19 protein-coding genes, 1 pseudogene and 3 CRISPR repeat arrays are annotated in these 24,688 nt (G+C 45.6%); of the genes and pseudogenes, 11 read left to right on the top strand and 9 right to left on the bottom strand.

Annotated features, from left to right (window positions below):
• Positions 1–213: 213 nt before the first annotated feature.
• The gene (gene cas6 / locus MCON_RS14325; RefSeq protein WP_013720653.1) at positions 214–1,191 is read left to right on the top strand and encodes a CRISPR system precrRNA processing endoribonuclease RAMP protein Cas6; all 978 of its coding nucleotides are present in this window, start codon (positions 214–216) and stop codon (positions 1,189–1,191) included.
• 78 nt (positions 1,192–1,269) lie between these two features.
• On the opposite strand, the gene MCON_RS14320 is transcribed toward cas6, so the two are convergent.
• The 5 genes and pseudogenes from MCON_RS14320 to MCON_RS14295 all read right to left on the bottom strand — a co-directional run bounded on the left by MCON_RS14320 (position 1,270) and on the right by MCON_RS14295 (position 11,636).
• Positions 1,270–1,500 (bottom strand): type II toxin-antitoxin system HicA family toxin, encoded by a 231-nt coding sequence (locus MCON_RS14320; protein WP_013720652.1) that lies wholly within the window; start codon positions 1,498–1,500, stop codon positions 1,270–1,272.
• Positions 1,487–1,699: a type II toxin-antitoxin system HicB family antitoxin gene (locus MCON_RS14315; protein ID WP_048132630.1), complete on the bottom strand. Its 213-nt coding sequence runs from the start codon at positions 1,697–1,699 to the stop codon at positions 1,487–1,489. Before MCON_RS14315 ends, MCON_RS14320 begins: the two co-directional genes overlap by 14 nt.
• 641 nt (positions 1,700–2,340) lie before the next feature.
• A CRISPR array of direct repeats spans positions 2,341–5,815; the repeat unit is 37 nt; unit sequence ATTGCAGAGCCTATCCCGATGAAAAGGGAATTGAAAC.
• Between the two features lie 79 nt (positions 5,816–5,894).
• Positions 5,895–7,019: an IS256-like element ISMco4 family transposase gene (locus tag MCON_RS14310; protein WP_013718283.1), complete on the bottom strand. Its 1,125-nt coding sequence runs from the start codon at positions 7,017–7,019 to the stop codon at positions 5,895–5,897.
• 175 nt (positions 7,020–7,194) lie between these two features.
• Positions 7,195–8,511: direct repeats of the CRISPR family, unit length 37 nt; unit sequence ATTGCAGAGCCTATCCCGATGAAAAGGGAATTGAAAC.
• A gap of 31 nt (positions 8,512–8,542) precedes the next feature.
• A pseudogene (locus MCON_RS14305) lies at positions 8,543–9,747 on the bottom strand (IS3 family transposase).
• Positions 9,748–9,845: 98 nt separating this feature from the next.
• Positions 9,846–10,794: a CRISPR direct-repeat array (repeat unit 37 nt; unit sequence ATTGCAGAGCCTATCCCGATGAAAAGGGAATTGAAAC).
• A 104-nt stretch (positions 10,795–10,898) separates the two neighbouring features.
• Complete coding sequence (locus MCON_RS14295; protein ID WP_013720642.1) at positions 10,899–11,636, bottom strand: hypothetical protein; 738 nt, start codon at positions 11,634–11,636, stop codon at positions 10,899–10,901.
• A 110-nt stretch (positions 11,637–11,746) separates the two neighbouring features.
• Here MCON_RS14295 and MCON_RS14290 point away from each other — a divergent pair, with 110 nt between their 5' ends.
• On the top strand, positions 11,747–12,214 hold the full coding sequence (locus MCON_RS14290; RefSeq protein WP_013718669.1) for a transposase-like zinc-binding domain-containing protein: 468 nt from the start codon (positions 11,747–11,749) through the stop codon (positions 12,212–12,214).
• 65 nt (positions 12,215–12,279) lie between these two features.
• The gene (locus tag MCON_RS17215) at positions 12,280–12,843 is read left to right on the top strand and encodes a transposase (protein WP_157863658.1); all 564 of its coding nucleotides are present in this window, start codon (positions 12,280–12,282) and stop codon (positions 12,841–12,843) included.
• A gap of 8 nt (positions 12,844–12,851) precedes the next feature.
• Here MCON_RS17215 and MCON_RS17210 read toward each other — a convergent pair whose 3' ends face one another.
• Positions 12,852–13,151: a hypothetical protein gene (locus tag MCON_RS17210; RefSeq protein WP_083804744.1), complete on the bottom strand. Its 300-nt coding sequence runs from the start codon at positions 13,149–13,151 to the stop codon at positions 12,852–12,854.
• Positions 13,152–13,360: 209 nt separating this feature from the next.
• Here MCON_RS17210 and MCON_RS14280 point away from each other — a divergent pair, with 209 nt between their 5' ends.
• Positions 13,361–14,713, top strand: a complete 1,353-nt coding sequence (locus tag MCON_RS14280; protein WP_048131613.1) for an IS110 family RNA-guided transposase — start codon at positions 13,361–13,363, stop codon at positions 14,711–14,713.
• On the opposite strand, the gene MCON_RS15775 is transcribed toward MCON_RS14280, so the two are convergent.
• The 3 genes from MCON_RS15775 to cas3 are packed head-to-tail and all read right to left on the bottom strand — an operon-like array spanning position 14,608 to position 19,473.
• Complete coding sequence (locus MCON_RS15775; protein ID WP_083804743.1) at positions 14,608–15,369, bottom strand: DevR family CRISPR-associated autoregulator; 762 nt, start codon at positions 15,367–15,369, stop codon at positions 14,608–14,610. The two genes, MCON_RS14280 and MCON_RS15775, sit on opposite strands and share 106 nt — an antisense overlap.
• Positions 15,366–17,084: a hypothetical protein gene (locus MCON_RS14275; RefSeq protein WP_013720641.1), complete on the bottom strand. Its 1,719-nt coding sequence runs from the start codon at positions 17,082–17,084 to the stop codon at positions 15,366–15,368. The genes MCON_RS15775 and MCON_RS14275 overlap by 4 nt, the downstream gene beginning before the upstream one ends.
• Before the next feature lies 1 nt (position 17,085).
• Positions 17,086–19,473 (bottom strand): CRISPR-associated helicase Cas3', encoded by a 2,388-nt coding sequence (gene cas3, locus MCON_RS14270; RefSeq protein WP_162145026.1) that lies wholly within the window; start codon positions 19,471–19,473, stop codon positions 17,086–17,088.
• A 111-nt stretch (positions 19,474–19,584) separates the two neighbouring features.
• Between cas3 and cas1 the strand changes: the two genes are divergently transcribed.
• The 7 genes from cas1 to MCON_RS14240 all read left to right on the top strand — a co-directional run bounded on the left by cas1 (position 19,585) and on the right by MCON_RS14240 (position 24,669).
• On the top strand, positions 19,585–20,598 hold the full coding sequence (gene cas1, locus MCON_RS14265) for a CRISPR-associated endonuclease Cas1 (protein ID WP_013720639.1): 1,014 nt from the start codon (positions 19,585–19,587) through the stop codon (positions 20,596–20,598).
• Between the two features lie 31 nt (positions 20,599–20,629).
• Positions 20,630–20,908, top strand: a complete 279-nt coding sequence (cas2, locus tag MCON_RS14260; RefSeq protein WP_013720638.1) for a CRISPR-associated endonuclease Cas2 — start codon at positions 20,630–20,632, stop codon at positions 20,906–20,908.
• 82 nt (positions 20,909–20,990) lie between these two features.
• Complete coding sequence (gene cas4 / locus MCON_RS14255) at positions 20,991–21,602, top strand: CRISPR-associated protein Cas4 (protein WP_048132626.1); 612 nt, start codon at positions 20,991–20,993, stop codon at positions 21,600–21,602.
• A gap of 32 nt (positions 21,603–21,634) precedes the next feature.
• Complete coding sequence (gene cas4a, locus MCON_RS14250; RefSeq protein WP_013720636.1) at positions 21,635–22,576, top strand: type I-A CRISPR-associated protein Cas4/Csa1; 942 nt, start codon at positions 21,635–21,637, stop codon at positions 22,574–22,576.
• A gap of 300 nt (positions 22,577–22,876) precedes the next feature.
• Complete coding sequence (locus tag MCON_RS16995; RefSeq protein ID WP_269798821.1) at positions 22,877–23,002, top strand: hypothetical protein; 126 nt, start codon at positions 22,877–22,879, stop codon at positions 23,000–23,002.
• Positions 23,003–23,308: 306 nt separating this feature from the next.
• The gene (locus MCON_RS14245; RefSeq protein WP_013720635.1) at positions 23,309–23,863 is read left to right on the top strand and encodes an NYN domain-containing protein; all 555 of its coding nucleotides are present in this window, start codon (positions 23,309–23,311) and stop codon (positions 23,861–23,863) included.
• Between the two features lie 113 nt (positions 23,864–23,976).
• Positions 23,977–24,669, top strand: a complete 693-nt coding sequence (locus tag MCON_RS14240) for a flavodoxin family protein (RefSeq protein ID WP_013720634.1) — start codon at positions 23,977–23,979, stop codon at positions 24,667–24,669.
• Positions 24,670–24,688: the final 19 nt, after the last annotated feature.

Raw genomic sequence — 24,688 nt, 5'->3', positions numbered from 1 at the left:
CCAAGAAAGACGCATTTATCTCGGTTTTTGGATTCAATTAATTAACACAGCATCTAATTATGAAAGGAAGTGGCCCAATTGAAACATCAATCTCATCAGGCGCCTGCCCGATGGCCTTGAGATCATTGCAGGCCCTATCCCAACAAAAAGGGAACTACGCCAAGCCTGTTCCTCATCGCAACATTTTTGCCCTGTCCGATCCGTCTCCCTAGCATGGGTGATATATCACTATCTCAGTTCGAGGCAAAAATTTTATTCGACTCCGACGCGGACCTCTCCCGATGGTCGGGAAATACGCTGCGCAGTGGCTTTGGAGCCCACCTCAGATCTCTGGTATGCATCCAGAGGAATGCAGATGGCGCAAAAGAGACTGCAGCCTGCGAGAACTGCCCGCTTCAAAAGGCATGCGTTTATGATTACTTCTATAACAGCCACCCTCCGGAAGGGGTTAAGGTGCTGAGAAAGCAAAACGATATCCCTAGGCCTTTTGTATTCGACCCACCCATATCTGGGAGGCATTCTGCCGGATCGGCAAATGACTTCAGGTTCACCCTGATCGGGCGGGGTGTGGAGTATCTCCCCTACTTCCTGCTTGCTCTGCGGAATCTGGGCGAGAGCGGAATGAGCCGGGGATACCGTCTGGGCTATGGCAAGTATCGCATAGAATCAGTGGACTCCATCGGATACGGTGCCCGCAACAATATCTTCTCTGCAGACACTGTATTCAACCGGGCCATTCCTCTGAGCTACCAGGAGATGATCAAAGGCTCTGCAGAGCATAGGGGAGACCTTATAGTGCGCTTTTTAACCCCCGCGCAGATCAAGGAGGACGACAGGTTCACGGCCGCCCCCAGCTTCCGGGGGTTGATCTCCCGATTGCTCTTCCGGGCCAATGCCCTGGCCGAGTTCTACGGATCTGGGATGCTGTATGACAACGAGCAGGTGCTGGCCATCCTTGGCGCCTGTCGGTTGGTGAGCATTATAAAAGCGAACACCGAGGAGGTCATAGCAAAGAGATATTTCCACAAGCAGAAGATGAAAAAGCTGAGTCTTCCCCCATTCTTCGTCGGGGAGATCACCTATCGAGGAGAGTTCTCCCGTGAGGTCATGGCACTTTTGGAGCTGGGCAGGCTCATCCATGTGGGGAAGATGGCAACCTTTGGGAACGGGATGTATGAGGTTAAGGTATGAGGGAAAGCAGATTTTTTTATAGTGGCATTCTCTGCAGACGGGCCTGGAAACGCGAGCTAGCGACAGGACATCTGGCATTTACAGGTACTCTGCAAATTCACCTGGATCGACCTTCGCGAGCTTCAGAACGCTTCTCAGTGTTCCTGGCTTAAGCTCATCGTGCATCGGGACGACTGTACCTATCTTGCCTTGTGCCGTGACCTTCGAGAGCCTGACATGGCTCCCTGACTGTCCTGAAACCATGAACCCAAAGTGATTGCATAAGACTTTGATAACGATTTCTCCGGAGATGCCTCTAAGTTTCGGCAACTTCGGTTACCTCAAAGGTAGTTATGAAAGATCTATCAGTGATCTTTAGCGGAAACTCCTCTAAATAAAGCTCGGTAGCCTCCTTGAGGTTTTTTACTGCCTCTTCAATGGTCTTCCCCTGACTCGCCGTCCCCACCTCCGGGCACTCAGCAACATACATATCCTCGTCTCTTCGAATTACTGCAGTTAGTGTAAGCATACGCTTTTTATTAGTGTGGCTGACTTAAATATTCTGCGGAAAAATACAATCCATAGGCCCAATCCAGCACAGTCTAAGCAGATTTCGAATCGGCCTTACCGCTCAGGGGCTTGAGTGCGCCGGCACCAGGGGGCGGCCTGTGATGACTCCTGGTATTTCAGAGCGGATATTTTTTATTTCGGACCAGATCCCAGTTGGTGGTGATTTGTAGGTCGATTGAAGAGGTATATATTTTATTATATTTTTTAAATAATAGTTGCATTATGGTTAAGACTGATCTAAACAGGCCGTCTTTTTAGTGGATGCCGCGAGTCGGCCCTCCGGGCCTCCCGCGGTAGTGCTCTAGCCCCCTCAACGCCGGGGAGGCTTGGATAAGTATGCCCTTGCCGTTGACGGACTAAATTATATATTAATATAAATATTCGCCATACTAAGCCTAAAGGTAATTCGCCTCAACGCCGGAAAGAACCCATGAGGGATGGATCTGTCCCCGAGGCTATGGGCCTTATAGATATCGATTGCTAATAGTCTTTCGCCAGAGTTTAAATACCTCCTTGCATTCGATAGGCTGGCGAAAAGACCCCCATTAAAAGGACCATTCAGGCGCAAGATTTAAGGCAAATCGGCCCTTTTAGGGGGCTATTGCAGAGCCTATCCCGATGAAAAGGGAATTGAAACACGGTCACCGTGATGCTCTGTCCGAGCACACGAGCAGTAATATTGCAGAGCCTATCCCGATGAAAAGGGAATTGAAACTCCTCCATAGCTGTATCCGGGTCAATATCAATGGCAGTAGGATTGCAGAGCCTATCCCGATGAAAAGGGAATTGAAACAATCAGTCTCCGGATCTATCCTGGAATCGTAGACTCCGATTGCAGAGCCTATCCCGATGAAAAGGGAATTGAAACGCGGCACACGAAGCATTTCCTGCGAAAGATATCGCAATTGCAGAGCCTATCCCGATGAAAAGGGAATTGAAACGCGATAACCGGGCCTAAGAATGATGCCAGAGCACTAAATTGCAGAGCCTATCCCGATGAAAAGGGAATTGAAACGATGGACTTGGCGGAGGAACCCGCTAGAGCCCCGCAGAATTGCAGAGCCTATCCCGATGAAAAGGGAATTGAAACTTTTAACGAAAGTTTTAGACAACACAATGGCCTCATTTATTGCAGAGCCTATCCCGATGAAAAGGGAATTGAAACAGACGAGAGAGGAAGCTATCCGAGAAGGCATTGAATTGCAGAGCCTATCCCGATGAAAAGGGAATTGAAACGCCTGTGGTTCCCAATGCCCAATTCGTTTTGACGTTGCATTGCAGAGCCTATCCCGATGAAAAGGGAATTGAAACCCGGAGACTTCCCACGCCAGCCTTATCCTCCTCTTGATTGCAGAGCCTATCCCGATGAAAAGGGAATTGAAACTTATTTGTTTGGCCAAGGAGTGTCCAAACTCAGTGTCGCATTGCAGAGCCTATCCCGATGAAAAGGGAATTGAAACGAAATGGTAGCAAGAAATATTCTACCACGAAGAGAAGTATTGCAGAGCCTATCCCGATGAAAAGGGAATTGAAACTAAATGTGTGTTACGTCTTCGATGGATTCCACATCAATTGCAGAGCCTATCCCGATGAAAAGGGAATTGAAACAATACTGGTCACATAGCACTACAATCTATTTAAAATAATTGCAGAGCCTATCCCGATGAAAAGGGAATTGAAACGGTGTTCCGGCTTGATGAACATCACAACCAGAAAGATTGCAGAGCCTATCCCGATGAAAAGGGAATTGAAACTGATCCATTTGTATTAGAACCTGGTGACGCTACGTCATATTGCAGAGCCTATCCCGATGAAAAGGGAATTGAAACTAATTGACCACAAAATCATTGTGGTTGTACCAGTTAGTGTATTGCAGAGCCTATCCCGATGAAAAGGGAATTGAAACTGGTAGTTGGTGGGTTTGGTAGATAGAACCACCCTATCATTGCAGAGCCTATCCCGATGAAAAGGGAATTGAAACTAGATCCAAGATATACTTCTCGTACATGTTCCGAGTGTGGATTGCAGAGCCTATCCCGATGAAAAGGGAATTGAAACATGTTCCCGAGGCAACATACACGGCCACAACTATTATTGCAGAGCCTATCCCGATGAAAAGGGAATTGAAACGGGTAGATGTGGGTAGTGGATATAACGGGGAACAAGATGGATTGCAGAGCCTATCCCGATGAAAAGGGAATTGAAACTGGTTCTAATTCCATGAGGGGATAGGCTCTTGGCCAAAATTGCAGAGCCTATCCCGATGAAAAGGGAATTGAAACTGGAATCTATTTCAGCTTGGCAGGCTTCGGATGTTCCGATTGCAGAGCCTATCCCGATGAAAAGGGAATTGAAACAACGCCACCTTAAGAAGCTCTCTGGTCGGATGTCTCATTGCAGAGCCTATCCCGATGAAAAGGGAATTGAAACACCAGAACCGGAGCAGGCCGCGCAGTACGACGTGACCAATTGCAGAGCCTATCCCGATGAAAAGGGAATTGAAACGTCACGCTGCATGAGCTGGCGATGACTCAGCACATCTCCAAATTGCAGAGCCTATCCCGATGAAAAGGGAATTGAAACCTGAATTAGCTGAAGGGATAAACATCCTGCAATTATAATTGCAGAGCCTATCCCGATGAAAAGGGAATTGAAACTGGATTCTCCAGCCACATATAGAGGCCCCCCGTATGAGTATTGCAGAGCCTATCCCGATGAAAAGGGAATTGAAACCATACCGGGTGACGATCGAACCACGCGGTTGATTTTATTGCAGAGCCTATCCCGATGAAAAGGGAATTGAAACCGATTTCCGAAGTAAATATGGGTTCCTGGCCGCGGTTCAAATTGCAGAGCCTATCCCGATGAAAAGGGAATTGAAACTCCATCAAGCTGTTCAGGTACTCATCCATTTCATCAATTGCAGAGCCTATCCCGATGAAAAGGGAATTGAAACATGGGGACGGGCTTACATGGTGATGTACTATGACAAAATATTGCAGAGCCTATCCCGATGAAAAGGGAATTGAAACTGAGTTCCTGGCTGGTGGTCAGATCGCGCAAACGAGGATTGCAGAGCCTATCCCGATGAAAAGGGAATTGAAACACAAAAAGTGGTTCGGATACACATACACATACCGTTTCGATTGCAGAGCCTATCCCGATGAAAAGGGAATTGAAACTTTTCATAGAACCAACTAGTGGAAACACAGGTATTTCATATTGCAGAGCCTATCCCGATGAAAAGGGAATTGAAACCAAGATGCGACTTCCTGGATCGCAGGGGCTTATTGCAGAGCCTATCCCGATGAAAAGGGAATTGAAACATCTAAGTCCGGGCAGGTCTCGAGTCTGTTTTATTGTATCATTGCAGAGCCTATCCCGATGAAAAGGGAATTGAAACGAAGTCCTCTCTGCCTAAGCTCAATGACTCATCTAATTGCAGAGCCTATCCCGATGAAAAGGGAATTGAAACATGTCCAGCTGTTGCTTGAGGTGAATCCTGTCTGAGCCGCATTGCAGAGCCTATCCCGATGAAAAGGGAATTGAAACGAGAATCTTGGCAATAGCCCCTCAAAGAGATCCTTCATTGCAGAGCCTATCCCGATGAAAAGGGAATTGAAACTGTTACCAGGCTCTACCATGCCTTTAACAAGACCTCTAATTGCAGAGCCTATCCCGATGAAAAGGGAATTGAAACAAGAGTTTATCATACTACGTTGTTAAATCGCTTTACATTGCAGAGCCTATCCCGATGAAAAGGGAATTGAAACGAAATATGTGAAAAAACAACGTATTCTTGTTTTGGTATTGCAGAGCCTATCCCGATGAAAAGGGAATTGAAACAAAATAATATTGTTTTGTAAGATCCTTTTTTAGTTCGATTGCAGAGCCTATCCCGATGAAAAGGGAATTGAAACTCATTATTCTGAGATGATCAGATATACGATCTGCAGCCACATTGCAGAGCCTATCCCGATGAAAAGGGAATTGAAACACCGCCATCTTCTTGGCCATTGTCCGGGGTGCGGCCAGAGCATTGCAGAGCCTATCCCGATGAAAAGGGAATTGAAACCCGGGCGGGCATAATACTAATTCAGGTAGCGTGCCATATCTGCTGTAATTTCACAGTGGCCCTGTATCCTGATTCCACTCTACTCTTCCAATGATAAATACCTTTTACCTGTTATCCAATCCTCGTTAATGTCCATCATGATGCAAACCGCCACCCTCAGAAGCGACTGATCATTTGAATAGGCTCCAGCCACACGACTTCTTCGTTTCAGCTCCTTGTTGATTCTCTCCAGGACGTTAGTTGTTCGGATCCTTTTCCAGTGCGATCTGGGAAACGATTTATAGTTCCAAAGGTCAAATCGGAAGCTATCAATCGTATCCGCCGACTTTTTGAATCCTTTATCATCAAGAATGACAGCCAGCTCCTGCATCTTGAACTCATCTTCAATAGCATCCTTCAGCATGTAGGCGACCTCCTTTTTCTCTTTCTTAGGTATGTTCTTGAGCACAGCACGCATAAAGTGAACATTACACATTTGCCAAGATGCTCCAAGAAATGACTTCTGGACGGCTGCTTGTATCCCTTTATGCGCATCAGATATCACCAATTTGACTCCTTTAAGTCCTCGAGCCTTCAAGCTTTCAAAACAGTTTTCCCAACAGGATTCATCTTCGCTATCATCCACCGTGGCACTGAGGATCTCGCGATATCCATCATCATGAATGGCAACGACAACGAGCAATGCCTTATTTACGTATCTGCCATCTGTTCGGACCTTGAAGTAGCTTGCATCCACGAATATGTAGGGGATTGATCCTTCGATGGGCCTGTTCAAGAAATCTTTGACCAATTTATCCAGCTTTTTAGCAATTCTTGAGACTTCAGATGCAGATATGTTCTTTAATCCAAACTTCGAGAATACTTTCTCGACTTTTCTGGTTGATACTCCCTCAAAATAAGATTCTGCTACAGCAACTCTTAATGAGTCTTCCACACGAGAAAATCTCTCGAATACTGCGGTTTCGAATGGGAATTCTCGGATTTGAGGTTTATCAAGCTCTATCTCGCCGTAGATGGTCTTTAGTTTTCGCGATCTCGTTCCGTTGCGGTGTGCTCGTCTCTTGCCAGTCCGTTCATAGGGACGGGCCTGGATTTGATTTTCAGCCTCAAGCTGCATTACCTCATTCAGAAAACCCGCGGTCAGCTTCTTCATGCCCTCTTTTCGATCGATAAGATAATCATCTGCTATGTCGGATATATTCATGGCTCTGTGTCCCTCCCAAAGTTTCGACGACTTGGGGATACAGGGCCAATTATAATATCTCATGAAGAAATAACTTGCTGTTATCTCGTGAAGAGCAAGTCAGTTCTTGTTACTGATATTTCTGCAAATTTTACAGCAAAAATGATACGCTACCCTAATTCAGGATTGATGATATGATTGCAGAGCCTATCCCGATGAAAAGGGAATTGAAACACCATCTTGGTTAGGGCATCCATGCCGTATGAGCCGATTGCAGAGCCTATCCCGATGAAAAGGGAATTGAAACCTTTTTGAAGCCCTGGCTGGCAGAATCGTTGATCAGCTATTGCAGAGCCTATCCCGATGAAAAGGGAATTGAAACACACATCCGGGGCATAAAGAGAAGCCCCCGGCGGTATGATTGCAGAGCCTATCCCGATGAAAAGGGAATTGAAACATCACGATCGTCCATGCCCCAGGTCATACCTGTACCCATTGCAGAGCCTATCCCGATGAAAAGGGAATTGAAACGATTCCTTCAAACCAATGGAACGATCCTCGTCCAGACCAAATTGCAGAGCCTATCCCGATGAAAAGGGAATTGAAACTATGCCAGCCGATCAGTATCTAGAGGGAGCTGCTCGATACATTGCAGAGCCTATCCCGATGAAAAGGGAATTGAAACGTGATGACAGCGATCCACGCACCGAACTGGATTCCTTTATTGCAGAGCCTATCCCGATGAAAAGGGAATTGAAACTATTTGGCAGGCTCGTAATACTTCTCAGCCACTTTATACATTGCAGAGCCTATCCCGATGAAAAGGGAATTGAAACTGGGCGGTCGTTCTGTCGGTCACCTTGTCGCTATCGTGCATTGCAGAGCCTATCCCGATGAAAAGGGAATTGAAACAATGTTCTCAGAGATGTTTCGCGGGATGTCTTCGAAAATTGCAGAGCCTATCCCGATGAAAAGGGAATTGAAACCCAGCTAGCGGACTTGCTGGAATGCTCAAGCCGTTGGGATTGCAGAGCCTATCCCGATGAAAAGGGAATTGAAACGGAACACTTCCGGCCTGGGATCGACTAGTTATCCCGCCGATTGCAGAGCCTATCCCGATGAAAAGGGAATTGAAACAGGAAGAATGGCTTGGTAAGCCTCCAGGCCAGCTGCGGAAATTGCAGAGCCTATCCCGATGAAAAGGGAATTGAAACATAATATAATTCATGTAATGGTAATTCATGATTTTGGAGATTGCAGAGCCTATCCCGATGAAAAGGGAATTGAAACGTAATCATCCTCAGTGCCGCCACCACCTACCCAGATATTGCAGAGCCTATCCCGATGAAAAGGGAATTGAAACCGATGCCTGGTTAGCAAAATCCTGGAGTTCGTCTATATATTGCAGAGCCTATCCCGATGAAAAGGGAATTGAAACGCGTTCGCACTTTGCCGGACCACCAAAGGCCGGATTCCATTGCAGAGCCTATCCCGATGAAAAGGGAATTGAAACGTGGACTGCACCCCTGATAATGGACAAATAGTTAAGCAATGGTATTTAAGGCAACCTCCACTTCGAACTGAACCGGAGATCTGTAATTGAGAGCTGAATGCAGCCTCTTATGGTTGTACACATTTTCAATAAAGTTGCATATGTTCCTGAATGCATCTTCAAATGTCTCATATTCATTGAGATATACCTCCTCGACCTTCAGTGTTTTTATAAAACTCTCAGCAAAAGCATTGTCATAAGGATTTCCTTTTCTCGACATGCTGATCTGGATGTCATGCGCCTTAAGACAGTCTACATAATCCTTGGACGCATACTGAACGCCTTGATCAGAATGATGAATAAGACCCTCAAGGGATTCCTTGGAACGGTTCTTCAATGCCTTTGCCAGAGCACTCATGGCCAGATCGCTTCTTATGCTCCTGCTCAGCTCCCACCCGATGCACTTTCTGCTGTAGAGATCCAGGATAACCGCGAGAAAGATATGCTCGTGCTGCAGCTGGACATAAGTGATATCAGAAGCCCATGCCTGGTTCAGTCCCGTGATTTCCCTGCCTTTTAGAAGGTTAGGATAGACCGGCAGACCATGAGTGGAATCGGTTGTTACCGGCTTGAACTTCTTCTTATAGCAAAGCAACTTCTCCTGGCGCATGAGCCTCAGCACGCGCTTATGGTTGACCGCATAGCCGCGATTTTGAAGTTCTGCTGTAATTCTCCTGTACCCGTAATAAGGAAACTCCAAAGCTATCTCTTGAATCTGGTTAACCAGATCCGAAGATTCGCTATTCTCCGCAGTGAACTTTTCGGACCGCTTCAACCACTCGTAGTAACCGCTGCGACTCACATCCAGCGCCAAGCAGGAGTGAGATATTGGCAACAGAAGGCCATCTGATTGAGCTTCCTGAATGATCATATGTCGTCCCTCAACATCGGCTTTCGTCTCTCCTCGCGGACCTTCTTCTGGGTCATGGCGAAGGCTTTTTTTAAAAGGTCAATTTCAGCATGAGCCTGGCCCAGAAGTCTCTCCAATTCTGCAATCTTCGCCTGATCTTTGTACTTGTTTCCGTTACCCATGAATGCTTTTTCGGGATTTTCAGCCAGCTCTGCCTTCCATCGGCAAGGAAGACTCGGATGGATGCCATATTCGCGGGCGATCTGAGCAAGTGGCTTGCCTGCCTCAAGTTCGGCTAATACTGATATCTTGAAGTCCCGGTCGTAACGCCGCCTGGTCTTCTTCATGCACTTCCCTCCATGAGTCGGCATTGCTTAACTTTTTGTCCACTCGGAGGGGTTCACTCCAAACGCAACGCTAGATCTGCTATGGATTTTTCCAAATATATTGCAGAGCCTATCCCGATGAAAAGGGAATTGAAACTCTTGTAATTTCTGTATCTAATGTTGATAGTAGGTCTTCATTGCAGAGCCTATCCCGATGAAAAGGGAATTGAAACTGACGGCATTTGCCAGGACGCCAAGAACTATTGGTTCCCGATTGCAGAGCCTATCCCGATGAAAAGGGAATTGAAACTTGGAGCGTCCGCAAGGTATGAGATGTACCGAGGGAATATATTGCAGAGCCTATCCCGATGAAAAGGGAATTGAAACACGAGGATCTCCGAACGGCCCGCATAGAGATGCATGATATTGCAGAGCCTATCCCGATGAAAAGGGAATTGAAACTCATTATTCTGAGATGATCAGATATACGATCTGCAGCCACATTGCAGAGCCTATCCCGATGAAAAGGGAATTGAAACACCGCCATCTTCTTGGCCATTGTCCGGGGTGCGGCCAGAGCATTGCAGAGCCTATCCCGATGAAAAGGGAATTGAAACCCGGGCGGGCATAATACTAATTCAGGATTGATGATATGATTGCAGAGCCTATCCCGATGAAAAGGGAATTGAAACACCATCTTGGTTAGGGCATCCATGCCGTATGAGCCGATTGCAGAGCCTATCCCGATGAAAAGGGAATTGAAACCTTTTTGAAGCCCTGGCTGGCAGAATCGTTGATCAGCTATTGCAGAGCCTATCCCGATGAAAAGGGAATTGAAACGTGTGAGTGTGACCCAGGCCCCCGCCAGCATATTCTGTGTATTGCAGAGCCTATCCCGATGAAAAGGGAATTGAAACCCCGCTTGGATTTCTCCAATGGTGATACCTTCCGCTTCATTGCAGAGCCTATCCCGATGAAAAGGGAATTGAAACATTCGGTGCCGTTCCACATCTCGATTGGGATATTTTCGAATTGCAGAGCCTATCCCGATGAAAAGGGAATTGAAACCAAGCATTATGATCCAATAATAGGCGAAAGACAAACTGATTGCAGGGCTTGGTTTACATTTTCCCGATTGCTTTCTTCTTGCAAGACATCAGCTGAGTTGGGGACTATTCAGCATCTTGACATCTGTATGGATTCACATATGCAGTGTATCTGTTAGAGCTTTTCTCCATTTTATAGGGTATATATGTAAGGACAAATATTCTATGTTTGCCTCTTTCAATCTTCTTATTCGAAAATGTATTTATATGATCAAATAAGTCTTTTGAGTCTGTCTCCCCAATATCATCTAGCGGTTGAACTATCTCATATCCCTTAATATTTCCTTCTGGATCTGTTGATTTCACTGTGAAGCCAGGTGGCAAATCTGGAATCGTTCTACTATTCGTATATTGGAAAAAACTTCCACGTTTTCCAAAATAATTTATATGAGCTGCTAATTCTTTTATTTTTTCAATATTTATGTTAGGGTAATTGGTCAGAGATAAAGCTATATTAAGCATTCCCTGGAAATAGCAAAACTCTCGGTAGGCGATCGTGGATTGATAGGGATCTGAATTTTTATCCCTGCTCTCATCAAGAATTTTTATAAAGGTGTTAAGAACATATAACCTCTCTGGAGGAGATAAGCGAATATCACAACCCTTGATATCTCCGAATATCTCCCTGGCTAAGCCCTCTCCGCCGATACGGAAAGCTGCATTTATGAATGATAGCTTAATTGAATAAGGTGTGGGAACGAAAAGCGTTTTCCCTCCTTTATTTGTGGCCGTTGAAATTTTAAGAGTGAATAAGCTAGTAGGCAAATATTCCAAGACCAGCCACTCTTGATTGCTCAGAGTCATGCTCATATCTCAATTGATTCTATTATTTCTTTAATCTTTGATGCGAATTCAGGTAGTCCCCCCTAATTAAGTTTATATTCCTTCATTGCATATTTAGCTTGGGGAATGCAATGAAGGCAGGTAGACTGGCAATTGCTGGTTCGTTTTGCTGGAATAAAGACTGTCCTGACTATGGCAAAGTGGATCACGGAAACATAGTCCGATACGGCCGCACTTCCAAGGGCACGCAACGTTTGAAATGCAAAACATGTGGCAGAGTATTTGTAGGAAATAAAGGGACTATCTTTTATGGCCTGCATCACAGCCCAAAAGAGATCCTCGAATGTCTGGCTATGCTTGCGGAAAGAAATAGCCTTGCCGCCATCCATAGAGTGAAAGGAATAAAGGAAGAGACTATTGTGGATTGGCTTCGCAAAGCATCGGCTCATGTTGAAGAGATTGAGGCTTTGCTTCTGGCTAACTACCATCTGACCCGAGTTCAGCTCGATGCGATGTGGACCTATGTAGGACATAAGGGGGAAAAAGCAACCATCCTGAAGAGGTCGATCGAGGCACATTCTGGCGAGGTACCGCGATAGATGTCGATACCAGGCTGAGAGTGGGACGTGCGATAGGAAAGAATGAAGAGGAAGTTGCAGTGGCTATGATGCTGCAAATAAAGAATCGCTGCAATCCGATTGAACCTCCTGCAATATCGAGCGACGGAAATGATAGTTATCCTGAAGCAATGCTTGAAACCTGGGGGAAGTCGCCTGAATACGCTGGCAGGGGAAGACCTCCAACTCGAAAACAACCGCAGCCTGGATGGAGATGTCTCCAGGTTACAAAGCATCGATCAGGTGGAAGATTGATTCGCATCACTCACAGAGTAGTCTATGGAGATCCTAACGAGGTACCAAGTTTTTTGGGATTGAATACCGCATATGTCGAAAGGACCAATCTAACTTCGAGACAAATGAATGGAAGAATGGTTCGAAAAACCTTATCATTCTCAAAAGAAGAGGAGATGCTTAAGGCTTCTTGTGCCTTGGAGGATATGGTTTATAACTATGGAAGACCTCTCAAATCCTTGCGAGAAGAATCCAATAGCGATCAAAGACAATGGGATCCCAGATCTCCAGCTATGGCAGCTGGCATAACTGATCATATCTGGACTATTGACGAGATGATGATGTTGCTAGTGGTTCCTGAAAGTATCAACGCATAAGGGGGTGACTACCCGAATTCATTAAGGCTATTAAAATCCCATTTGGTTATTGAGTTTGGGCTTAGTTCATTCAATGTAATGCATATGCCATCTATTTCTCCCAGGTAATTCTCATTAAGGGCGCTCACCGTTGGAGCGGGAAGCATCGAAGAGCTTGCAGTAATGCAGCCCTGGAAATTGACGATATGCGGATTTTGCGTGTTTCGGTGCGCTCCAGCTGGCTTGAGGATGGCTGCAAGTATGCTTTTAAGGGCAATTGCGGTCCTTCTCTTGCGCTCTTCGGTGTCTATTGAGTAGGTGCAAGTGATATCATTGAAACGCCCATGAGCCCAGGCAGGGGCTCACACGTGACGGATGGAAAACCAGATATTTTAATCCGTCCATGTTAAGTCTGATATGGGCAGTGAAGGCTGACAAGTTTATGGGACGCTTGATCCCGCGATTGAAACCAGCCAATATCCCTCGAATACGGGACTGCGTCATAGAACGCGTATGGGAAATTATCCCATATAAGGGAATGATCATCTGCCCATATCAGGCAGAGACATATATGAAAAAACGAAGAGAAAGAGTTTGCGGTGCAGATGTCCATAAAGATCTGATCGTTGCCACAATAACTGGCGACGAAGTGCCGTCGATTCGAGAGAATTTTGGGACAACAAAATCCGAGCTTGATAGATTCAGAAACTGGCTTGCAGACAACAAATGCGAACAGGTTGCATTTGAAGCTACAGGAGTCTATTGGATCCCGATTTATGATGTTCTGAGCCGAACCATAGATACCATTGTTGCCAATCCGCTGCAGATAAAGTCCATTCCAAACGATAAATCAGATTCAAAAGATTCAAAGCGTATTGCAACTCTGTGCTTGAATAATCAAATCAAGAGATCTCGGGTTTTTTCCGATGAAGACCGAGAGCTCAGGAACCTAACGCGAGCCAGGTCAGGATATGTCAAGACACGAACTCAGTTCAAGAATCGGATACACAAATATCTCTCATCAAACGGCATTAAACTCAGCTCTTCTATGGACGACATATTCTGCAAATCAGGAACACATATCATAAGAGGTCTGGCTGAAGACAAGCCCGTCGAAGAGATCCTGAAAGGCATACCCTCCGGAAAGATCAGGAAAAAGCAAGACGAGATCAGATCAGCACTTGCCAATGAACTGAGCGAGACAAATCGAATGCTGATCAGCGATTCTCTTGAAATCATGGACAATGTCGAATCCAAAATAGAGAAGACAAGCCTAAACATTCTGAAAAAGATTCAAAATAAGAGCAAGGATCTGGCTATCGTTATGTCCATTCCTGGAATCGCATTTATCTCAGGTTCGGTCATCCTGTCAGAGATCGGAAATTACAGAGATTTTCAGACCCCTGAACAGCTGGCGAAATGGTGTGGCCTCAATCCTGGAGAAAATGAATCTGCCGGCAAAAAGAGGAAATGCGGGATCACAAAGCGCGGTTCCAAGTATATCCGAGTTGTACTTGTCGAGGCTGCCCAGACAATAGCTAATATGAAAAATACAGGGCTGTCCAGATTCTACAAGAGGCTGAGCAAAAAGAAGGAGCACAATGTGGCAATCGTTGCCGTAGCCAGGAAACTCATCTGTCTGATTTATCATCTTCTGATCAACCAGGAGTTCTATCAAGAGGTTGATTGCAGAAAGAGGAAAAAAGGTCGAAATGAGTCCTGCCATGAACCTTCTTTGAAGGATGAGCATCTGACGGATAAGGTAGCTGCAATTGTAGATGCCTTTTATGGAATGAGCGATAGTAGCCGGAAGAAGGCTCTCTTGCGAGCGCTTGAAGATATTTCTGTGAACAAGCCCGACCAGAAAAGGTCATCTGATGGAGGTGGATAGCTAGCCTCTTGCATTTGATTTTTTTTGGTTTTCCATGGGAAACCTATTCGACATAAATCGGCATTTAAGATTATTGCATATCTGCCGCTTGACGCGGGCCTGTGAAAAATATTTTGCCCTATGTTGGCGCCAGTACTCTCATCTCCTCTTCCACTGGCTCTCTCGGTCTGATCAAACTTGACATGAAAATAAGACTCGGTTTTTGTTTTCTCCGGCTCACCAACCGCCCAACCGAACTCTATTATCGATTTCCTGCCGATGGCTCTTTTTTTCTTTCCTATCTCCTGCGTGATGAGAATTCCCTCGATGTCATCTCCTGCACATTTTTCCAATAATTTATCAAGAATTTCTGCATCTTTTGCTCCTTCGGAAAATCCTTGGACAAAGCCACTATCAACATTTATTCTATTTGGATTGTCCTTCGAGCAGCCATCGCAAAGGGATATGTTTTCTTCACGTGCAAGGGAATATAGATGATCGGCCTGAATATGTTTAAACATGTCTCCCGAGATGGCATTCACCGAATGAGCGATTCCTTTTTCATCTACTATTTCAACCATCCTTGTCTGGAGATAGTTTCCTTCACTGCCCTCATTATTTAATGCATGCATATTAAGGGTTAATAGTCCAGATATGCTTATAGAGTTTATTTTCATTTGATTTCACCTTCTTTAATTTCAGTACTATTTGATTCATCCGTTTCTTTGACATCTCTTGCATATCCGTAGGCTAAGAGAAGCATTCCAACCAGGAATGAGCCGTAATTCTTGATTAAGTTTAGAACTTGGTCCAGATCTCTTGTTGTTATATTTTTTCTTCTTTCTTTATTCTCTTCTGCATGTCTTGCATTTTCTGCGTTATATTGTTGGACAAATTCCGATATAGCAATAACCAGCTTGTCAGGCTGCTCTGCTACTCGCTTCCAATCCTGGGCTAATCCATACTTGATATCCCAATCTCGCCTGCCTTGTGCTTTACGATATTGTGCATTAACAGTGGCTCTTCGTATAGCGGATGCCAAATTCAAAAATCCTTCATCAGATATTATCTCAGAGTAATCCTTATCGACCATAAAAATCCTCCTTAGGTTTTGAACTGTAAATTGCATTACCCATTTGTTTTTCTCTCTCCTCTGCATGACATATGTTCCAAAAAGTGATAAAAACTCCAGAAAATGCCTATAATCTCCTGAGGATAGAAAATTACGATAATCCTGGAGAAGGGGAATATCACTGGAGATCTCTTCTTGAAGAGCACCAATGCATTTTCCGTGCTCATCTAAAATATCCATAAATTCATGCGCGGTTTTATTATCATCGATTGTGAACCATCCAGGCAACCCGATGAATGAATAGTTCATCAGTGAAGCAGCCGTTCCCATGCTTTTAAAATAGGCCTGATATAATCCTTCGATTACCTGGTTGGGACGCCTATTTAGCATCTTGAAAGAACCTTTTTCTTTATCGTATTCTTCTGAATGATTGACTAGAATTTTAGCAAGACTGAGCGTAGCCTGAATATCCAGTTTTATTCCGCCCCATAAATTCATTTTAAAGAGATCATTATGTATCGATACCACGGAATTATATGAGATATCCTTAGGAACTATAACTAAAAACTTAAAATCATCTCCATTCCTATATGGAAGCAGGAACTTAAACATGCCACGATACTTCATCCATTCTGAAAACCAATCGATGAAATCAGACGGCAGTCCAGACTTGCCTGTAGAATCTGGCTTTGACCTATTGACACCTTTACCGCCAATTGGTAGAAGAACCTGAGATCCAGATACGATTTTGTCAAGATCATCAGAACTGCATTTCTCAAAGCATGGATCTGACAGGTGCCTAAGGTTGATCATCGCTAATTTTGATATCTTCTCTCTATTGTTAATAAAGTACTCATGAAACTCTTTGTCGCTTTTCCAACCTTTGCGCATAGATGCCAAAATTTTGTGAAGCTTGAGATTAGGATCGGGTTCATAAGGCTTATCAAATCCAGAATCAATCATTTTATTGCTGATTTTATTTTTCCTTTTTCCAGATGTCTTAATGAATTTATTATATGCCTCTTCAATTTCTTTATTCTTTTCATAATCAAAAACATCGTCTACGCCGTTAGGTATTATCTCATCATTCTTTTGTTTTACAAAAGGATATCCTATGTCAAGTCGCGTAAAAGTATCTAAAAACTCTAAACCTTTATCGCTCGAGACTTCGATGGAAAGATTATCACCTCTATCCTCTATCGTAGTTCTGGCCTCATCTCCATAAATCTCATTCAGTAGGCTCGCCGTACCCAAGGCCATAAGGACATCGGCATAAGTATTGGTCTCCCTTGGGATTTTAAAACAAAGTCTCTGGCTCATTTCAGGCTCCAATCTTAGATGTTGCTCTTTGGTCAGCTAATCGAATGATTCTTACTGATAACCAGTATAGGAAAATTCCATTATCTATTTCGCTAATTTTTAAATACTGCCTGAATGAATCGATTACATCCTTGTTTGGTGTTTCGCTAATTTCCATATCCCCTAAGTCAATCTCCAACGTCTTCATAGCATCATTTAATACGTTTTTCGCTTGCGGAATCAGCTCAAACGGTTGAAGATTAGATGTCCTAGGCCCATGATGCCTGGCTATAGCTGCCATGATGCCAATTGCCATATTTTGTGTATCGTCGCCGTCGCCAAGCATAGTTTGACTTCCTTTAAATATCATTGTAAAAACTGCATATGCTCCCTCTGCAGCATGCGGACCTTTCTGTATCTTCAGCTCCTGCATTCTTATCCAATCTTTGACTGGATCGTAAGTCGTATGGGCTAAGGGCAATCCTTTGATAAATTGCTCTGCATTTGGATTTGAAATTCCTTGCCATCTGTTCATAGCGCCCTGCCACCTGACGCTTAATTTTCCAGTATCATGAAGAGCACAAGCAAGAAGGATCATCTTCTCAATGGAATGATTTCTGTCCAGCCTCATCTTTTTGGAGAGTTTCATTATTCCTTTATCAGAGAGAGGAATTAAAGATCTTGCCTCTGCGATGACGCGATGGGTATGTTCCTGGAAGGATTCGCAAGAATATTTATAGCTTTTATACGGGGATTTTTTATTTAGGATAATGCACCTCGTCCCCTCTTCACCAAATATCAGGCCAACTTCCTGAGAATACCTGGCAAATTTGGGATTCAATGCAACCAGCCAGGAAATATCTCGGACAGATTCCACCTTTTCCCATTTTACGCCTTTGAACTCTTCATCATCGCTGAAGATAGGAATCTTGAAGATCCAATCATCTGCACCCTTCTTTTTCAACTTGTATAATGTTGATCTCGGAACAGATAGCATCTCGGGCCATGAAATCTCCAAATTTTCGCTATGAGGATTTGGAGTGAGAATAATATTAACGCTGTCCACCTCTCTTATCAGCTTTTGAATGCTGGAAGAATGACCGTGATCCATTGCCTCATTCACTTCACCGCGACGATTCTGAAGAGAATCAATTAGCCTTGAATCATCAAGAGGAGCATGAACTCGTTCAACCAAATCCTTCTCAAAATCTGGATCAAGCTCTTTTTCTCTGAAATTCTTTATCTCTTTTCTGGTAGCATCAACTTCATTTTTAGGGTAAGGAAGTGGATTAGATGGATCCTCTATTTCATGAATGAATACATTACCCGTTCCTGAATACCTTGCACATCGCCCAGCACGCTGGATAAGAGAATTTGCGGGAGCTAACTCGGTATGCATCGTATTGCACGAAATATCAATTCCTGCTTCAACAACTTGGGTTGAAACCAGTATTGCATTTACATCCTCAGATCTTTTACCAAACCAAAGCTGCAGATTCTTCTCTATCTCGCTCCTATCCCTCTTAAAAAAGCGACTGTGCAGAAGAGCTATTTTCGTATCTGCATTTATGAGCTTTTCCTTGAGCTCTGAATAGATTTGTTGGGCTTTATCTACTCTATTACATATGACCAACGTCTTTTGTCTGTGATTCTTGATTACTGTGTCTGAGGATATCGGACTATTTTCAAATGAATAAACTCTGCTCCTTTTCTCATAGCCGGGTACGCTCTTTAACTCATTTATGCTACAGGTTATGGGTTCAGCCTTTATTTGCTTTGCCAGCCATTTCTGCGTGGGCTCAGTCAAAGTGGCAGTCATAACAAAAAACTGGGCCAAGCCCTCGAATCTATTCATCATCTCTGTTGCAGTTAAGAATGATCTTTGAAACTCCATCAGATGTACTTCATCAAATACAATTAACGACCCAATTATTGCACCTATATTTATATTTCCGAGTCTATCTGGAAGCGATACGGGCAATGTTAGATAACCAGATAGCAGTTGATCAATAGTTGTGAAAATTATATCTCCTTCAAAAAAGTGATCGTTTTGGAGTTCTCCCGTCTGTATTGTTATGCAAATCTCCGAATCTCTGTCTTCGCCGCTCCTTTTCTCAGGATCTTCTACTACACAAAATCCGGCCTTTTCGGCTGTCTGTATTGTCGAATTATAAAGGTCAAAAGCCAAAGCACGCATAGGTAAAGCGTAGATTATTCTATCCGCCATTTTCTCATTATTTTTTCTGAGATATAGATAAGGCATAATAACTGATAGAGTTTTTCCTGAGCCAGTGGGGGCTCGAAGAACTACGGATTTTCCACGATCAAGCAATGAGAAGACCTTCTCTTGATATGGATATGGGCAATAACTTGTGATTTCCTTGAAGAAGGAAGCGTATCCGTCAATCAATGATGGTTTCAGCATTGCACTCCAATCCTGGCCTCAAATGAACCCATAGCACTTTAAACTTTTTCCTTGCCATCCGAAAGTAATATCCCCTATGAAACCAATATTTCTCAAATGTCTCGCATCATCCTCTCTGACCGGGGGACATTCTTGGGCAAATCCAGCGAGCAGTTTCGCATCACTAGAAAGGATCTGCCCGATGTGCTCGTGCCTGCTCGGGGAGTGGAGCAGATATTGGTGCTGGGCAGCGGAATCTCTGTCTCCTCCGATGCCATTCAGATGGCAGACGAGCTGGGTGTCGAGGTGGTCTTCGCCAGCTACTATGGCAAGCCCATGGCCAGGCTCATCCCGGCAAGCCTGGGAGGAACAGTGAAGACCAGAAGGGAGCAGTACAATGCCTATAACGACTCCCGCGGAACCAACCTGGCCAGATCCTTCGTCCGCGGCAAATTGAAAAATCAGGCCTCCCTCTTAAAATCATTCGCAAAAAAGTGGAAGGGCGAAAGGCAGGACCTTTGGGGAGAGTTCCGCAATAATTCTAATCAGATAGAGGAGCTCATCCCCAGGCTCAATCTCATAAAAGGGAAGGTGGATGATGTCCGGGGAGAGATCATGGGAGTGGAGGGAATAGGGGCGGAGATCTACTGGAGGACCTGGGCCAAGCTGATCCCAGATGACTGGAGCTTCCCCGGCCGAGACTACCCTGCAGCCAGGGACCAGATCAACTCTCTCTTGAACTTCGGCTACTATCTCCTGGAGCAGGAGGTCTGGGCAGCAATCCTTTATGCAGGACTGGACCCCTACGCCGGCTTTCTTCATGCCGACCGGCCAGGCAAAGAAAAGCTGGTCTACGACATGATGGAGGAGTTCAGGCCCCTGGTGGTGGACAGGGTGGTGGTGAGCCTAGCCAGGGAGATGCGGCAAGGCCACTTTCAGGATGACTGCCGCATGACTAAGGACGGCATAAAGATTGCCTCCAAGGCATTCTATGGCCGACTGGACGAGAGAATAACCTACCGAGAGAAGAGCCAGATCCTGAGAAACATCATCCGTTCTCAGGCATCATCTGTTGCTACCTTCCTCCGCGGAGAGAGGCCATGTTACGAGCCATTCACCCCAAGATGGTGATGGAGTTCGTGATGATTCCTGGGAGGTGCCAGTGGATACCATAATCATCTACGATATCAGTGATAACAGCCTGAGAGCCAGGGTGGCCAAAGTTCTGCTGGACTTCGGCTGCATCCGCATCCAGAAGAGCGCCTTTTGGGGCATCATGAACCACAACACCAGAGAAAAGCTTCGCCTGCGGCTGGAGAGAATGATGCACGAAAAGGAGGGAAACATTCAGTTCTATCCGATGTGCAGCAAATGTTTCTCCCTCAAAGATAGCATCGGCGAGATCTATGAGGTCGAGGAGGAGGACGTGTCCGTCTTTTAGCCATGAGAGAAAGCGAAGACAAGCAGAGACAAGTGAAGGCAAGTGATGGCAAGTGAAGAATCGTGAAGGAAGGATATGAGAGATGATCACAGTAAGCGACGTGAAGCAGTACCTTTACTGTCCAAAGATAATCTACTTCGACCATGTCCTTCACATTCCCAAACCTCCTGACCAGAAGCTGCAAACGGGCATAGAGATGCACGATTCAATCACCGCCAAAGAGAAGCGCCGCAAGGGAGCGATCTTCTACGATCCGGAGCTGGACCAGGCAGAGAAAATGTTCAGGGTGGAAATGGAAAGCAGCACCCTCGGCCTGAGAGGGGTCTTAGACTACCTGGTGAGAACCAACCGGGAATTCATACCTGTAGACTACAAGTTCGGCCAATCCCATAAGGGAAGCATCCACCTGAACCACAAGTATCAGCTTGCCGCCTATGCCCTTCTGGTAGAAGAGAGCTTTAAGACCATCGTCCGACGGGGCTTCATCCATTACAGTAGGGATCAGAAAAATGTGCAGATTGACTTTGGCGATGAGATCCGCAGACGCACTCTGAAGATGATCGAAAAAATAGCTCAGATAATTGAGGATGAGATTGAGCCAGCAGGAACCAGGAATTCCGCTCGATGCATAGACTGCGAATATAGAAAGTACTGTGTTGGAAATATTTTGCCCAAACCACATACAGAGAAATAATATAATTATTCCAATACATTATTGGAGGGTGCATGTATTTCTTTTCCGAAGAAGAACGCAAATATCTCTTAAAAAAGCTTATTCCGAGCACACGAGAGAGAGGAATAGCAGAGGACCTCAGGGGCTGGAACTGGCACTGCTCTGAGCTATCGCCGCCACATGATATACTGATGCCCGTCTGGGAGGTCTCTGACAGGTACTGCGAGACCGGTCGGGACACTTATCTGAGACATGTGCAGAAGGTCAGCGTCCCGGCCAGCGAGGAGATGGTGGCAGGGCGCATCTACCATCAGGCTATGGCAGAGCTTTATCCCACTGCCAAGAGGCTCATCTACAAAGAAGGCATGAGCATCTGTGCCGAGCTGCCAGGTATCTTGATGGAACGGCTTGATGACGCCATAGTTGAAGCTAATGAGCAGCTCTCGCAAACAAAATTCTCACCCTCTGCAGAGGCCGGCCAAAGCGTCAGCGATAACCTGAGAAAGCTCTGGTCATTCGAGGTGAGCAGAATAGTTTCTTCCATCTTTGCCTATCTTGCCAAATATAAATACCTCAGCGATGATTCTCTGATCAATCATGCTCTGCCTTTTGTTGTAGAGCACAAGCTCGATGGTAAGTACTTGGGCTTAAGCCGCAACCTCTCTGCTGATGCCATCAATATGGGCGGGATGCTGATATGCGATCTGAAGACCGGGCAGAAGAGGGACTTTCATCGGCTCTCTGCCACCGGCTATGCCTTGGTCTACGAGAGCCTTTATGAGGTTCCCATCAACATCGGCTGCACAGTCTACCTGAGCTTCCCAAAAAATCACCCCACACCTCATATCGAGAGGGATTTCTTCATCATCAGCGATGAGGTCCGTCAGTGGTTCATTGAGGAAAGGGACAGCAAACAAGACCTTATATTTTATGAGCGCGATCCTGGAAGGTGCCCAAATCCAGGAAGCTGCAGGTACAGAGAATTCTGCTTTTAGCAGTAAACAGAGCAACTATGGCACTTCGTCCTGGCTATGGGTTTGTAGTTTAACCTCGTCAATTGTTGTTATCCAAGCCACCCCGGCGTTGAGGGGGCCAGGGCACTACCGCGCGTTTTTTTTCGCGCGCGACGCCACTGAAAAACAGCCTTCTCCAGTCATATCGTCCACAATACAGATCGGACTTTGGAAATCAACTGCATATTCTGACACGATTTCCCCAAAGAAAAGGAGAGGATAGCAACCAGAGGGACAAGGACCGGCGGATTTGCGGTAGAAGAGGCGTTGGCTGAGGCAGCGATGGAAATCAGCGAGTTCCAAGAGGCGGTAGAATCCGCAGCACAGACTACTCCAGGCTTTGGAGCACTGCTGGTTCTAGCCATGATCAGTCTGGGGATGGCAGGTGCCCGGAGGAGACGGAAATAGATTTGGCTCCTCGCTATTTATTATTGGTGAACTTAAATCACAAATTCTCTGTCTCTGCGCTTATGAGGTGAACCGCGATCCTCTGACCCAACTTGAGAGGCGCAGAGAGACAGAGGCTGCAATATCTGCCAGGCCAGCACACATAATTCAGCAAAGAGCCGAAAATCTGTTACTATACCAAAATTGTAAAAAGTGGCAACGATCAAAAGGGAAAAGGCTGTCCCTAAACGCAAATTAGATATACGTTGGAATGAGTTAGCAAGCAGAGATAATGATCACTGCCGTTCTTCCAGGATGGCAGTAATTATGGACTTGGATGTGAACAGTTTGGCTGATCGTGCAGCAGTCTTCATCGATGGTGCGTATCTGACTAAGATTTTGGATGTTGATTTCGGGAAGCCGAAGATCGACCTCGCCCGTTTTTCTGACATTCTTTGTGGCAACTATGAGCGTCTTCGGACCTATTATTATAATTGCATGCCTTACCAGAGCTGTCCCTCCACTGACGAGGAGAGCCGCAGGTTTGCCTCCATGGACAAGTTCGTCTATACTCTGCGAAAGCTCCCCAGATTCGAGGTTAAGCTGGGGCGGCTGGGCCGGGTGGGAGGAGAGTTTGTGCAAAAGAGGGTGGACATCGCCCTGGCCGCGGACCTGGTCCGGCTGAGCTGCGGGCGGATGATCGGAAAAGCGGTTATCGTCACTGGGGACAGCGATTTTCTCCCCGCCATCGAGGCGGCAAAGGATGCAGGCGTCCTGGTGACCCTATTTTACTCAGAGAGCTCTATTCACGATGAGCTCCTGTCCGCAGTGGACGAGAGAACTCCCATCGATCAGGATCTGATAGATCTGGTGGCTCGATAGAGGAATCGAGCAGTATGATTTGCTCTGATGTCTGGATAGAGAGCCAAATTCCATTTATGTGAAAAGATATGTACATAAGCAATTGGCCAATACAAATATCAGTGTGATATAAAATGGACATCCTGGCCATAAACGGAAGCCCTCACATGAACGAGGGAAATACGGCGAAGATCTTGAATCCATTCCTGGAAGGCTTGAAGGAAGCGGGAGCAAATGTTGAGCTGATCTATTCCTGGAAGCTGAACATAGAGCCCTGCAGCGGAGACATGAGCTGCTGGTTTGTGAATCCCGGCACCTGCGCCAAAGACGATGACATGAAGACCATCCTCCCAAAGATCAAAAATGCAGATGTCATCGTCTGGGCCAGTCCGGTCTATTATTCGGGAATTACCGGCCCTCTTAAGACTCTGATGGACAGACAGCTACCGGCCTATGTGATGGGCCAACCCAGATCAAAGATGCAAAAAGCGGTTCTCGTCTCCACCTGCTCCGCCTGGGAGATTTCCATGTTCGATCCGCTTCTTGTGCAGATGAAGGCCATCTACGACAACCCACAAGATGGCTGCGAGTTTGCCGGCGCGCTTCTCAGGCCCATGGCAGAGGGCATGAATGAAATGATAAAAGCCGGTGAGACAGCACTGATCGAAGGCATCTTCAAGGCAGCAAAGCAGGCTGGCCACCAGCTGATAAAAGACGGCAGGATCTCAGAGGATATGGAGAAGGCGGTGAGCAGAGAGCTGATGCCCAGGGATGCTTACTACAGAGCTGCTCAAGAGATGATCGAACAGATGAGGACCAGCCAATAGATTGCTAATACCCTTCTGA

The sequence above is a fragment of the Methanothrix soehngenii GP6 genome, from assembly GCF_000204415.1.
Taxonomy (GTDB): Archaea; Halobacteriota; Methanosarcinia; order Methanotrichales; family Methanotrichaceae; genus Methanothrix; species Methanothrix soehngenii.
This window is presented reverse-complemented; position numbering and strand designations above follow the sequence as displayed.

Coding starts and splice junctions, on each gene's coding strand:
- cas6 (WP_013720653.1), top strand. CDS start 214: ATGGGTGATATATCACTATCTCAGTTCGAGGCAAAAATTTTATTCGAC.
- MCON_RS14315 (WP_048132630.1), bottom strand. CDS start 1,699: ATGCTTACACTAACTGCAGTAATTCGAAGAGACGAGGATATGTATGTT.
- MCON_RS14310 (WP_013718283.1), bottom strand. CDS start 7,019: ATGAATATATCCGACATAGCAGATGATTATCTTATCGATCGAAAAGAG.
- MCON_RS14295 (WP_013720642.1), bottom strand. CDS start 11,636: ATGACTCTGAGCAATCAAGAGTGGCTGGTCTTGGAATATTTGCCTACT.
- MCON_RS14290 (WP_013718669.1), top strand. CDS start 11,747: ATGAAGGCAGGTAGACTGGCAATTGCTGGTTCGTTTTGCTGGAATAAA.
- MCON_RS17215 (WP_157863658.1), top strand. CDS start 12,280: ATGATGCTGCAAATAAAGAATCGCTGCAATCCGATTGAACCTCCTGCA.
- MCON_RS14280 (WP_048131613.1), top strand. CDS start 13,361: ATGATCATCTGCCCATATCAGGCAGAGACATATATGAAAAAACGAAGA.
- MCON_RS15775 (WP_083804743.1), bottom strand. CDS start 15,369: ATGAAAATAAACTCTATAAGCATATCTGGACTATTAACCCTTAATATG.
- MCON_RS14275 (WP_013720641.1), bottom strand. CDS start 17,084: ATGAGCCAGAGACTTTGTTTTAAAATCCCAAGGGAGACCAATACTTAT.
- cas1 (WP_013720639.1), top strand. CDS start 19,585: ATGTCTCGCATCATCCTCTCTGACCGGGGGACATTCTTGGGCAAATCC.
- cas4 (WP_048132626.1), top strand. CDS start 20,991: ATGATCACAGTAAGCGACGTGAAGCAGTACCTTTACTGTCCAAAGATA.
- cas4a (WP_013720636.1), top strand. CDS start 21,635: ATGTATTTCTTTTCCGAAGAAGAACGCAAATATCTCTTAAAAAAGCTT.
- MCON_RS16995 (WP_269798821.1), top strand. CDS start 22,877: ATGGAAATCAGCGAGTTCCAAGAGGCGGTAGAATCCGCAGCACAGACT.
- MCON_RS14245 (WP_013720635.1), top strand. CDS start 23,309: ATGGACTTGGATGTGAACAGTTTGGCTGATCGTGCAGCAGTCTTCATC.
- MCON_RS14240 (WP_013720634.1), top strand. CDS start 23,977: ATGGACATCCTGGCCATAAACGGAAGCCCTCACATGAACGAGGGAAAT.